Annotated in this window: 8 protein-coding genes; 5 read left to right on the top strand and 3 right to left on the bottom strand. The window is 71.6% G+C overall.

The window, feature by feature from the left end; genetic code table 11:
* Nucleotides 1–184: 184 nt before the first annotated feature.
* Nucleotides 185–610 carry a VOC family protein gene (locus ACFVXJ_RS09430; protein WP_389660887.1) on the top strand — a complete coding sequence of 142 codons (426 nt, stop codon included), beginning with the start codon at nt 185–187 and terminating at the stop codon, nt 608–610.
* 66 nt (nt 611–676) lie between these two features.
* Here ACFVXJ_RS09430 and ACFVXJ_RS09425 read toward each other — a convergent pair whose 3' ends face one another.
* Complete coding sequence (locus ACFVXJ_RS09425) at nt 677–1,774, bottom strand: DUF3533 domain-containing protein (protein WP_389660885.1); 1,098 nt, start codon at nt 1,772–1,774, stop codon at nt 677–679.
* Nucleotides 1,775–1,960: 186 nt separating this feature from the next.
* On the opposite strand from ACFVXJ_RS09425, the gene ACFVXJ_RS09420 reads away from it, so the two are divergent.
* The 3 genes from ACFVXJ_RS09420 to ACFVXJ_RS09410 all read left to right on the top strand — a co-directional run bounded on the left by ACFVXJ_RS09420 (nt 1,961) and on the right by ACFVXJ_RS09410 (nt 7,527).
* Complete coding sequence (locus ACFVXJ_RS09420) at nt 1,961–5,443, top strand: DNA polymerase III subunit alpha (RefSeq protein WP_389660883.1); 3,483 nt, start codon at nt 1,961–1,963, stop codon at nt 5,441–5,443.
* Complete coding sequence (locus tag ACFVXJ_RS09415) at nt 5,440–6,423, top strand: hypothetical protein (RefSeq protein ID WP_389660881.1); 984 nt, start codon at nt 5,440–5,442, stop codon at nt 6,421–6,423. The genes ACFVXJ_RS09420 and ACFVXJ_RS09415 overlap by 4 nt, the downstream gene beginning before the upstream one ends.
* A gap of 243 nt (nt 6,424–6,666) precedes the next feature.
* Nucleotides 6,667–7,527, top strand: a complete 861-nt coding sequence (locus tag ACFVXJ_RS09410) for an esterase/lipase family protein (RefSeq protein WP_389661016.1) — start codon at nt 6,667–6,669, stop codon at nt 7,525–7,527.
* Nucleotides 7,528–7,566: 39 nt separating this feature from the next.
* Here ACFVXJ_RS09410 and ACFVXJ_RS09405 read toward each other — a convergent pair whose 3' ends face one another.
* Nucleotides 7,567–8,589 carry a lytic polysaccharide monooxygenase gene (locus tag ACFVXJ_RS09405; protein WP_389660879.1) on the bottom strand — a complete coding sequence of 341 codons (1,023 nt, stop codon included), beginning with the start codon at nt 8,587–8,589 and terminating at the stop codon, nt 7,567–7,569.
* A gap of 703 nt (nt 8,590–9,292) precedes the next feature.
* Nucleotides 9,293–9,493 (bottom strand): hypothetical protein, encoded by a 201-nt coding sequence (locus tag ACFVXJ_RS09400; protein ID WP_389660877.1) that lies wholly within the window; start codon nt 9,491–9,493, stop codon nt 9,293–9,295.
* Between the two features lie 141 nt (nt 9,494–9,634).
* Between ACFVXJ_RS09400 and ACFVXJ_RS09395 the strand changes: the two genes are divergently transcribed.
* A complete protein-coding gene (locus ACFVXJ_RS09395; RefSeq protein ID WP_389660875.1) occupies nt 9,635–12,490 on the top strand; it encodes an NACHT domain-containing protein in 2,856 nt (951 codons plus the stop codon).
* Nucleotides 12,491–12,510 lie beyond the last annotated feature (20 nt).

The following is a 12,510-nucleotide window of genomic DNA, read 5'->3' as shown; positions in this document are numbered from 1 at the left end:
TGCGCACCAGGTCGCGCACGCGCTCCCTCCCTCACGTTCGACGCGAGCAGTCAGGGTGATTGTGCGCTTCGGGGCAGGGGTGCGGTAGGGCGCGCCCGTCGGCAATTTCCCGGCTCACCCGGGGGCGCCATGCCGTTCCCGGTGCCTGCGCTCCCGCGGGCGGCGGCCACGGCACAGTGGGCACATGAACGCAGACGACGAGAACGTGCTGGCCCGGGGACGCGTGGCGACCCGGCTCCCGGCCGCGGACCTGGACCGCGCGCGGCGCTTCTACTCCGAGCGGCTCGGACTGGAACCCGTGGACGAACGCCCCGGTGGGCTGCTGTACCGGTGCGGCGGCAGCGAGTTCGCGGTGTTCCGGTCGACGGGGGCCTCGCCCGGCACCTTCACCCAGATGGGCTGGGAGGTCGACGACCTGGAAACGGCCGTGGCGCAGCTGACGGGCCGTGGTGTGGTGTTCGAGGAGGTCGACGTGCCCGGGTTCCGGACGAGGGGCGGGATCGCGGAGATCGAGGGGAACTACCCGAGCAGGGGCGCCCGGGGCGAACGCGCCGCCTGGTTCCGCGACAGCGAGGGGAACCTGCTGGGCATCGGCGAGCCGGTCGCCTGAGGCGTACCCGGCGGCGCGGCGAGTCGGTGGCGCGGGGCGGGGTCCCGGCATCCGGGTGGTGAGCGGTCAGGGTCCCGGCGTCCGGGCGGCCGGGCCCGTCGTGGTGCCGCTGCCCACCGCCGGGCCGCCCCGGCCGTGGTGGAGGACCGCGCGGACCATGGTGACGGCCGTGCCCAGGACCGCCCAGGCCGCCAGCACCAGCATGGCCGGGCCCGCGTCGTTGCCCCGGAAGTACGTGATCGAGCGCGCGGCGTACGTACCGGCGCCCGGGGGCAGGGCCGGCCCGATGGCCTTCCAGAACGGCGGAAGCAGCGGATACGGGTAGGCGCCGCCCGCGCTCGGGTTGCCCAGGACCACCACCAGCAGGATCGCCAGGCCGATGCCGGCCACCCCCGCCACGCTCTGGAAGGCCAGGGTGATCGCGCCGACGGCGAAGACGACCAGGGTGCCCAGCCCCCACAGGGCCATGACGTTGCCGGGCAGCGCGCCCAGGATCGGGCCGGCGATGACCGTGCCCAGCAGTCCGGCGGCGATCGAGTACAGCAGCAGGGCGCCGAGCCGGATGACGGCGCGGGCGGAGTTCGCGGGCCGCGCCCCCGCACTGATCGCCAGGATCGCGGCGCACAGGTAGCCGCCGACGCACCAGCCCACCACCAGGTAGAAGGAGCTCAGGCCGCGGGCGTCCCCGGCGGCGGCCGGAGCCACGTCGACGATCTGCACGTCGCGCCCCTGGGCCGCCTCGGCGCGGCCGATGATCCCCACGAGCGCCTGGGAGAGCGAGGCTCCCGCGCCGCTCGCGACCAGGAGCCGGTCGGTCTTGCCGGCCGGGTCGACGATCAGCGCGCCGTCCACCTCCCGGTTCCCGACCCACGCGAGCGCCGTCGTCCCGTCCGGGGCGGTGCGGGTGTCGAGCGGGTCGCCGGGCAGGGCGCCGAGGCGCTGCGCGGTGCCCGTGGCGACCTGTTCGGCGGGGGCGGCCACCGCGAGGGTGATCCCGTTCGGCTCGGGGTGGTGGAAGGCGCCGATGTAGGAGGTGATGAAGGCGAGCTGGAGCGCCAGTACCCCCAGGACCAGCAGGAAGGCCCGGGTGCTGACGGCGTCCTTGAACTCGGCGAGGAAACCGCCGGAGGGACCCGCGGATGCGTCGGTGGTGGGCTGGGTCATGTCTCACACGCTCGGCGGACCGGGGGCCGGGCGCAGCAGGGGCGGGCCGAACGGGGGACGGGCAGCCGGGTACGGCCGCGAATGGATGATCGAACAAGTGTTTCGCACGGGTATTCGAATTGCTCTATGGTGGAGACGGGGCGGAAGGAGCGTTGCGGAGCATCGAGGGAAAGCAGGAGGCCGCGGGTGCCAGGTTTCACGCATCTGCACACCGTTTCGGGGTTCTCCATGCGCTACGGAGCCAGCCACCCGGAACGGTTGGCGCGGCGCGCCGCCGAGCGGGGCATGGACGCCCTCGCCCTCACCGACCGCGACACCCTCGCGGGCACGGTCCGTTTCGCGCGGGCGGCGGCGGAAGCCGGAGTGCGGCCCCTGTTCGGGGTCGACCTGGGGGTCGCCGCGGGTCCCGCGGCCACCGCCCGCGCCGCGTCCGGTGAGGCGTCCTCCCGGCGGCGCAACCCCGTCCGGGGCGGCGCCTTCGTCGACGAGTCCGCCGCCCGCGCCGTCTTCCTCGCCCGCGCCGGCGCCACCGGCTGGGCCGAGTTGTGCCGCATGGTCACCGCCGCCCACGCGGGCGGACCCGACGTCCCGCTCCTGCCCTGGGAGGAGCTGCGCGGCGCCAGCGGGGTGTACGTCCTGCTCGGCCCCGGCTCCGAAGTGGGCCGGGCCCTCGCCGCAGGCCGACCGGACCGGGCCGCGCGGCTGCTCGCGCCCTGGCGCGAGGTCTACGGGGACGACCTGCGTCTGGAGGCCGTCCACCACGGCCGCGCCGGCACCGGGCCCGGCTCGCTGCGCCTGGCCGCCCGTACGGTCGGCTTCGCCGCCGAGCAGGGCGTCCCGGCCGTGCTCAGCAACGCCGTCCGGTACGCCGACCCCGGTCAGGGGCCGGTCGCCGACATCCTCGACGCCGCCCGCCGGCTGGTCCCCGTCGACCCCCGCAAACCCCTCGACAGCGGCGAACGCTGGCTCAAGGACCCCGCCGCCATGGCCGAGACCGCCGACCTGGTCGCCCGCGCGGCCGGACTGGGCCCCGCCGACGCCCGCCGGCTGCTCGCGCAGACCCGGCGGACCGCCGAGGCGTGCGTGGTGGACCCCGAGGACGACCTGGGCATCGGTTCCGTCCACTTCCCCGAGGCCCGACTCGTCGGCGCCGCCCACCGCACCGCCCAGCGGGTCCTCGCCTCCCGCGCGGCGGCGGGCATGGTGCTGCGCGGCTACGCCGGCGATCGCCGCTACTGGGAGCGGATGCACGAGGAACTCGACATCATCGCCTACCACGGCTTCGCCTCGTACTTCCTGACGGTCGCCCATGTTGTTGACGACGTAAGGGAGATGGGCATCCGGGTGGCGGCCCGCGGCTCCGGTGCCGGGTCCCTCGTCAACCACCTCCTCGGCATCGCGCACGCCGACCCGCTCGCCAACGGCCTGCTGATGGAACGCTTCCTGTCCAAGCGCCGCCGGGTGCTGCCCGACATCGACATCGACGTGGAGTCCGCCCGCCGGCTGGAGGTCTACCGGCGGATCATCGACCGGTTCGGCGCCGAACGCGTCGCGACCGTCTCCATGCCCGAGACCTACCGGGTCCGGCACGCCATCCGGGACGTGGGCGCCGCCCTGTCCATGGAACCGGCCACCGTCGACCGGCTCGCCAAGGCATTCCCGCACATCCGGGCCCGTGACGCCCGCGCCGCGCTCGCCGAGCTGCCCGAACTCCATGACGTACGGGGCGAGTCGCACGGGCGGCTGTGGGAACTGGTCGAAGCCCTGGACGGACTGCCGCGCGGGATCGCCATGCACCCGTGCGGGGTGCTGCTCTCCGACGCGACGCTGCTCGCCCGCACCCCGGTCGTGCCCAGCAGTGGCGAGGGCTTCCCCATGTCCCAGTTCGACAAGGACGACGTGGAGGAACTCGGGCTGCTCAAACTCGACGTGCTGGGCGTACGGATGCAGTCCGCGATGGCGCACGCCGTCGCGGAGCTGCGGCGCGCCACCGGGCAGGAGCTCGACCTGGACGACCCGGCGCAGGTGCCGCCGGGCGACCGGGCCACGTACGAGCTGATCCGCTCGGCCGAGACGCTGGGCTGCTTCCAGATCGAGTCCCCGGGCCAGCGCGACCTGGTGGGTCGGCTCCAGCCCGCCACCTTCCACGACCTGGTCGTGGACATCTCGCTGTTCCGCCCCGGTCCGGTGGCCGCCGACATGGTGCGCCCGTTCATCGAGGCCCGGCACGGGCGGGCCCAAGTCCGCTTCCCGCACCCGGACCTGGCGGACGCGCTGCGGGAGACGTACGGGGTGGTGGTCTTCCACGAGCAGATCATCGAGATCGTGCACGTCCTGACCGGTTGCGGCCGCGACGAGGCCGACCGGGTGCGGCGCGGGCTGTCCGACCCGGACTCGCAGGGCCGGATCAAGGTCTGGTTCGCGGCGACGGCGCGGGCGCGCGGCTACTCGCCCGAGGTGATCGCCCGGACCTGGGAGATCGTGGAGGCGTTCGGCTCGTACGGGTTCTGCAAGGCGCACGCGGTGGCCTTCGCCGTCCCCACGTACCAGTCCGCCTGGCTCAAGGCCCACCACCCGGCCGCCTTCTACGCCGGACTGCTCACCCACGACCCCGGCATGTACCCGAAGCGGTTGTTGCTGGCGGACGCGCGGCGGCGGGGCGTGCCCGTGCTGCCGCTGGACGTGAACCGGTCCTCGGTCCACCACCGCATCGAACTGGTGTCCGAGGTGCCGCCGCTGTGGGGGCTCCGGCTCGCGCTGGCCGACGTGCACGGCATCAGCGAGGCCGAGGCCGCCAGGATCGAGGCGGGGCAGCCCTACGCCTCCCTGCGCGACTTCTGGGACCGGGCCCACCCGGGGCGGCCCGTGGCCGAACGACTTGCCCAGGTAGGGGCGTTGGACGCGTTCGGCGCGAACCGCCGCGACCTGCTGCTGCACGTGAGCGAACTGCACGGTGCCCAGCGCGCCGCCGACGCCCGGGGAAGCGCCCAACTCCCGCTCGGCGGGGGGCGGTCCACCGCCGCCGTCGGACTGCCCGACCTCAGCGAGGCCGAGCGGCTCAGCGCCGAGCTGGGCGTCCTCGGCATGGACGCCTCGCGGCACCTGATGGCGGACCACCACGCCTTCCTGGCCGAACTGGGCGTGGTGCCGGCCAGACGGCTGCGCGACGCCGAACACGGGCGGACCGTGCTGGTGGCCGGCGCCAAGGCGGCCACCCAGACCCCGCCCGTCCGCTCCGGCCGGCGGGTCATCTTCACCACCCTCGACGACGGCACCGGCCTGGTCGACCTGGCCTTCTTCGACGACAGCCACGAAGCCTGCGCCCACACCGTCTTCCACTCCTTCCTGCTGCTGGTGCGCGGAGTGGTGCAACGGCGCGGCCCGCAGAGCCTGAGCATCGTCGGGGCGGCGGCCTGGAACCTCGCCGAACTGGTCGAACTGCGCGCGGAGAGCGGCCTGGAGGCCGTCACCGCCCGGCTGTCCGAACCGCCGCGCGAAGACCCCGCGCCCGCCGCTCCCGCCGTCCCCGGCGCACCCGCCGACCCCGGCCGCCGGATCCACCTGCCGACCGGCTACGAGATGAACCCGTGGGCCGACCTCCGGCCGCCCGGCACGGGCCCCGCGACCGGACGCAAGCTCTGGCACTCCAGCCCGGGGAGCGCGGGATGACCGGCGCGGTCCTGCACGTGCGGTGCGCCCCGACCCTGACCGGCGAGGGCTACCGGGAGGTCCTGGAACTGCTGCGGGAGTTCTCCCCGGTGGTGCAGGCCCTGCCGCCGCGCGCCGCGCTCGTCCAAGTGGGCGGGGCGCTGCGCTACTTCGACGCGGACGCCGCCCGCATCGCCGAGGTGGTCCGGCTGCGCGCGGTGGCCCGGCTCGGCACCGACGTCCGGATCGGGGTCGCCGGCACCTGGGCCGTGGCGGCGACGGCCTCCGCCCGGGTGACCGGCCCCGGCGGCGTCCTGGCCGTCCCCGAGGATGAGGTGCCCGGCTTCCTCGGGCCGTTGCCGGTGGAGGCGCTGTACGGGATCGGCTCCCGCCAGGCCGAGGCGCTGCGCGGATACGGACTGCATACGATCGGGGCGCTCACCGAGGTGTCCCCGGGGGTCGTCGAGCGGATCCTCGGCAAGCGGGCGGGCCGACTGGTCGTGGAGCGCGCCCACGGGATCGACCCGCGCCCGGTGACCCCGAGGGACCTGCCCTCCTCGGCCGCCGTCCGCGCCCGGTTCCCCCGGGAGGAGCTGGACGGACCGCACGCCCGGGCCGCGCTGCTCGCCCTGGTCGTCCGGCTCGGCGCCACCCTGCGCGGGCGCCGCCAGGCCGCGCGGGCCCTGACCCTGACCCTCCAGTTCGCCGGCGGTACCCGCTGGGAGAAGACCCGGCGGCTGACCGAACCCTCCGCCCACGACGAGGACCTGCGCGCCATGGCGTACCGGCTGATGGACGCGGCCGGCCTGCAACGGGCCCGGCTGACCGGCGTGGTGCTCCGGGCCGAGGACCTGACCGGCGTCGAGGGCGTGGCCCGCCAGCTCACCCTGGACCCCGTCCGCGAGTCCCGGCTGACGGTCGAGGCGGCCATCGACCGGGCCAACGCCCGCTTCGGCCCGGGCACCGTCCGCCCGGCGGCCACCTTCGGCAGGGCCTCGTAGACCTCCGGGCCCCGCGGCTCGCTGTCGACCGGCCTTCCGTCTCCCGCCCTCCCGGTCTCCTCGTCTCCCGGACTTCCGGTCTCGCGGTGCACCGGAGGGCGGCTCGACACGCGAGTTTTTACCGACGCGTAACTTCCAAGTCTTGCTACTCACCCGTAATTTATCGGCAGCAGCTCCCCCTTGTGATCCGGATCACGGGACCAAACCCCCCGCACCATCCCCATGACGCAAGGAGATCACCCGATGCTGCCCTGGCGCCGCCTGCTCCGCCCGCTGGCCGTCCTCACCCTCGCCGCCGCCGCGCTCGTCGCCCCCACCGGCACCGCGCAAGCCGCCTCCGCCCCCAGCAGCGGCTGGAACGACTGGACCTGCAAGCCGTCCGCCGCGCACCCCCGCCCCGTCGTGCTCGTGCACGGCACCCTCGGCAACTCCGTCGACAACTGGCTCGGCTTCGCGCCGTACCTCGTCCACCGCGGCTACTGCGTCTACTCCCTCGACTACGGGCAACTCCCCGGCCAGTCCTTCTTCAACGGCCTCGGGCCCATCGACAAGTCCGCCGTCCAGCTCGGCACCTTCGTCGACCGGGTGCTCGCCTCCACCGGCGCCGCCAAGACCGACATCGTCGGCCACTCCCAGGGCGGCATGATGCCCCGGCAGTACCTCAAGTTCCTCGGCGGCGCCGCCAAGGTCGGCGCGCTCGTCGGACTCGCCCCCGACAACCACGGCACCACCCTGTCCGGGCTGACCCAACTGCTCCCGTACTTCCCCGGAGCCGAGGACCTCATCAGCTCGACGACCCCGGGCCTGGCCGACCAGATCGCCGGGTCCCCCTTCGTCACCAAGCTCAACGCGGGCGGCGACACCGTCCCGGGAGTGGCCTACACGGTGATCACCACCAAGTACGACGAGGTGGTGACCCCCTACACCAGCGGCTTCCTCAGCGGGTCGAACGTCCGCAACGTCGTGCTTCAGGACCTGTGTGCCCTCGACCTCTCCGAGCACGTGGCCATCGGCCTGACCGACCGCATCGCCTGGCACGAGGCGGCCAACGCCCTCGACCCGGCCCACGCCGAACGCACCACCTGCGCCTCGGTCTTCGAGTGACCGACCGCGCCCGGGCCGGAGCCTGACCCGGGGCCGGAGCTAGCGGCCGTGGCGGCCCGGCGTCGAACGGCGGCGGGCCACGGCGAAGAGCACGGCCGAGCCCACGGCCAGGGTGGCCGCCCCGGCGATCGCGATCATCGGGGCGGAGCCGTCGCCGCCGGTCCGCGCGAGGTTCCCGGTCGCCGCGCCCACCGCCGTCGCCGAGGACGGCGAGGCGAACGGGGACTCGGCGGTCGAACCGTTCGTGGCGGGGTCGTTGTCGCCGTGGCCGCCGTGCTCCACCGTCGACTTGGACGCGCCCTCGGAGATCTGCTCGTCCGTCGGCGGCTTGGCCACGGGCCCCTTCGACGGCTTGGCGCTCGCGGCGTTGTCGCCGGCGCCGCCGGTGCCGCTCGGCTTCGGGCCGGGCTTCCCGCCCCCGGTGTCCTTGCCGAAGACCACGTCCGAGCAGGTGTAGAACGCCTCCGGGCTGTCCGAGCGCTGCCAGATGCTGTAGATCAGGTGGCGGCCGCTCTTCTTGGGGACCGTGCCGGAGAAGACGTAGTCACCGCCCTTCATCCCCGGGTCGGTGACCTTCGCGAAGGGCTCCGGCTCCAGGTCGGCCCACTTCAGCGGCTTCGCCGGGTCGTAGCCGTCCTTCGTCACGTACAGCTCGAAGGTGCCCTTGTGCGGGGCCGTGCCCTTGTAGCGGAAGGTGTGGGGGCCGGACGTCAGCGCACTGGCCGGCCAGTCCGCGCGGGCCAGGTCCAGGCCCCGGTACTTGTCGTTGCCCGCCGAGCACAGTTGCCCGTTCGGGATCAACGCCCGGTGGTTGCCCGCCGCGTTGGCGATGTTCACCGCGTTCCAGTCGTAGAACGCCTGGGCGCCGCCCGCCGCGACCGCCGCCTTGCAGGCCGCCGACCGCGGGGACTCGGGGCCTTCCGCGTAGCAGGCCGCCACCCGACTGACCGGGTCCGTCATCGAACCGTGCGCGGCCGCCGGAGCGGCGGCGTACGCGGCCACCGCGAGCGGGGCGAGGCCGGCGGCGGCGATGCGGCCGACGGTGCGGATGGCGGTGCGCATGGTGGTCCTCCGGGCGGCGACGACGTCGGGTACGCCAGGGGGGCCGGCCGGCGCGTCCCCGGACACGAGGTGTCTCCGACGCCGTTCCGGCCCTCCCTGGCCCCGCCAACCTAACCGCCCCGACCTGCGGTTCCGCCCGGATCGGGGCCCGGAAGCCGATCCTTAGGCTCCGCTTAAGGAACCGGTAAGAGAGGGCTTAGGAAGCGGCGTTGGTGAGCCCTTGCACCCCAGGGGGTCTGACTCCTCAGCGTCCGTGACAGTCCAGGCGGATCCGGCGTGTTTCACCTCGGGTGGCTCCCCGATTGGCTCCCCGAGTGCTGCCGGTGACGTTCAGGCTTCGGCGCGCCTCCATACCTCGGGGCCGCCTCCCTCCCACCTGATCGGCCCGTCCTCGCTCAGGTCTACGTCCTCCAAGCCGACGCAGCGAAGGACCTCGATGACATCGCTGGGGGTGTGCGCACGCCCGAGGTCGCCGTTCACTCCGAGCGTGTGCACCGTGGCCTTCCGGCCACCCCGCGGTGGAGCGGCCGCATCTGCTGCACACCTGGGTCTAACAGTGCGAACGGGGCGCTACGCCGGACGGCATCGGGACCCCATGGTCGTTGTGGGCCGTCGAAGGTCCTCTTTCGATGGCCCACAGACGGCTCAGTTGTGCGACCGGGCTGTGTCACTGGTACGGGAAGTTATGTGACCGTGCTCCGACTCACCGCCCAAAGAGTGTCAGCAGCCCCGTGGCCACCCCCATCGTCGCGGCGAAGGCCACGCCAGCGCGGCAGAAGGCTCCGGGGATCGTGGCCCCGTCGGCCCGAGCAAGTACCCCCGCCACCACCGCACAAAGCAGGGCAACAAGAAGAGCAACGAGGACGGCCATGGCCATCAGGGCGTCGTGGGTTCCAAAGGTCATGGCAGGACTCCGTTTCCGTGTAGTGGGCGCCTGTCTTGGAGTTGGCGCGCCTCACTGCCCCGACCTTCGAGGTTCCGCTGTTCGACGATGTGTGGCCTGGTCCAGAATGAACACTCCCGAACACCCTGGGAGCGAGTGCCGATGAACGAGACCGACCCGCTGGAGATGCTGCACCGGGCCTTGCGGATCGCCCAGCTGAGTCGGGGGCTAAGCATGACGGCGGTGGCCACCCGTTCGAAGCTGAGTCGCACCACCGTCAGTCAGGCTTTCAACTCCTCCGTTCCGCCGAGTGAGGAGACCCTCGCCGCGCTCGCTCCCATCCTGAGGCTCGACCTGGAAACACTGCTCACTTACCGCAGGGCGTGCCCTGGACCGCGTATCGCCAACTCGGCACGGGTCGCAACCGTCAAATCCGCCAAGCGCGTTCCGGAGGACGACGCGGTCTTCGAGACCCGCTACCGCGACTACCTCAAAACCCGCCACGGCCAGCTAACGGTTGTCGGCTTGGACCTGCGTGGGCCGGCGGCCTCCAGCTGGCCCCTAGATGCGGCCTATCTAAGCCTGGAGCTGGCGGATTCGGCCACCCAGGCGCAGCGGGTGGAGCGGGCTGAGCATGCCTTACGCCGGAATAACCGCCTGCTTATCAGGGGTTTGGCCGGCAGCGGCAAGACCACCCTGCTCCAGTGGATCGCGTGTGCAGCAGCGGACGGTGAGCTGTTGGGACCCAACGATGGTCCCGACCAGCCCCCGGTCGCGTTCGTCCTACCGCTGCGCACGTTTGCACGCCGCAGCGAAGGGCTGCCCACCCCCCAAGAGTTTCTGTCAGCCGTGGGTTGTCCACTCGCCGGGGCCCAGCCTTCAGGATGGACGGATCGGGTTCTCGACTCAGGACGCGGAATCGTGCTGGTCGACGGCCTAGACGAGGTGCCAGAACGAATGCGTGGCCGAACCAGCACCTGGTTGCAAGAGCTGGTCGCGGCGTATACGCGTGCCCGGTTCGTGGTCACCACGCGCCCTACGGCTGTATCAGAGGGATGGCTGGCCGCCTCGGGTTTCAGGGAGCTCACTGTCCGACCGATGAGCCGCGACGACGTAACCGTCTTCGTCGCGCGCTGGCACACGGCAGCCAAGGCGAGTACCGACGATCCCGAAGTGCAGGCCCACCTTGACGGCCTTGAGAACGACCTCAAGGAGCAGGTCCGTGCGAAGCGGGACCTGTCACTGTTGACCACCACACCGCTGCTGTGCGCGCTGGTATGCGCACTGCACCGGGATCGCCGTGGTCAGCTCCCTCACGACCGCGTGGAGTTGTACGAAGCAGCGCTGACGATGTTCCTCTACCGCCGGGACCACGAGCGGGAGGTCGTGGCTCCCGAGGGCTTCACCCTTAGCGAGAAGGAGAGCGTGCAGCTCCTCCAGAGGCTTGCGTACTGGCTGATCCGCAACGGCCAGACGGAGATGCCCCATGGCACCGGGGTGGCAATCATGGCCGATGCTCTAATGTCGATGCATGCGGTAGCCCAGCAAGGCGACGCGACGCAGTTGCTGAACCATCTGCTGACGCGGAGCGGCCTGCTGCGTAGGCCCACGCCGGACACAATCGACTTCGTCCATCGGACCTTCCAGGACTTCCTAGGTGCGAAAGCAGCCGTTGAGGCGCACGATCTCCCGCTCATTGCTCGAAACGCCCATGACGCGCAGTGGGAAGACGTCGTACGGATGGCGATCGCACATGCCCGGGAAGACGAGCGGGTCGAGCTGCTAGAGGCCATCCTCGCCCGCTCACATGAGGAGGACTACCGCAAACGGCTCGCCCTACTGGCACTGGCTTGTCTCCGGCACGCCACCGAGCTTCCCCCGGCCACCCGCGAGAAAGTCGAGGCAAATGCCGGATCTCTGCTGCCGCCGCAATCCTGGGCAGCTGCGATCGAACTAGGTGAGATTGGGCCACTCGTGCTCGACCTCATGCCCAGCGCGGTCAATACGCCCGCGCGACAGGCTCGCTACTCGATCCGCACCGCCAAGGCGATCGGTGGCGATGGCGCCCTCGCATACCTCAAGTCCTTCAGCGGCACTCGAGACCTCTGGGCGCGCGCTGGACTGTGCGCTGGCTGGTCCGACTTCGATCCGGACGAGTACGTGGCGCAGGTACTCGTGCCCATGGCGGGTGAACTCCCAAATGTTCATCTCGTGGATGATCGGCAGGTTCAAGCGATCCGTCCCCTCCGGGTAACAAAGGTCACTTTCGCTGGGAACCACACGCCACAGGCAATGGGTCGACTGCCCCACCCTGAGCGGATTAGGTCCCTGACCCTCCAAAGCAATGCCCGAGTTGCGGAACTTAACCAGCTAACCAATCTCTTTCCGCAGCTTGGGGAACTGCACCTGGAAGCATGCCCACAGATGCGCGATCTTGCGGGCTTGGTGTCAACGTCGATCAGCCAGCTTTCGCTCATCGGGTCCACCATGCTGCGAAACCTTGGGCCTCTAGAGAGGATGAAGGGGCTTCGCTCGTTGCGGCTCCTGGACCTCGAGCGACTCACCCCGGGTCGCGTACCAGCTCTTCCCCAGCTTGAGTGGCTCGACGTCGACCATGGCGGCTTTCTCAACCTGCTCGACCGCTGGCCCGGCCTGACCCGGTTATCCGTCCAGGGCGCGGGGTTCCTTCGCGGTGGAAAATTCGCGCTGCCGCCGCGTCTGAGCCACTTGGATCTCTGGAATGTCGAACTGGAAGGGGCTGGGCGTCCATGGTTCGAGGGACTCACACAGGTAACCGACGCAAGCTTCAGCACATCGTCTGGAGCCGTAGCCCCGCTCGTCGATTTCTTCCCCCGAGTCCGCTCACTCCGGATCGTTGCACTTCATGGAGCCTTCGAGGTGGACGTAAGCCCCCTACTCGGACTACCCGAGTTGAGCAAGCTAACCCTGGACGGTTTCACCCGCGTCATTGGCAGCGAGGCATTTGCGCCCGATGTCATACGCATCGAGCATTCCTAGCGGTTTAGCCGGTTGCTACC

Source organism: Streptomyces sp. NPDC058279 (assembly GCF_042881255.1).
Taxonomy (GTDB): domain Bacteria; phylum Actinomycetota; class Actinomycetes; order Streptomycetales; family Streptomycetaceae; genus Streptomyces.
This window is presented reverse-complemented; position numbering and strand designations above follow the sequence as displayed.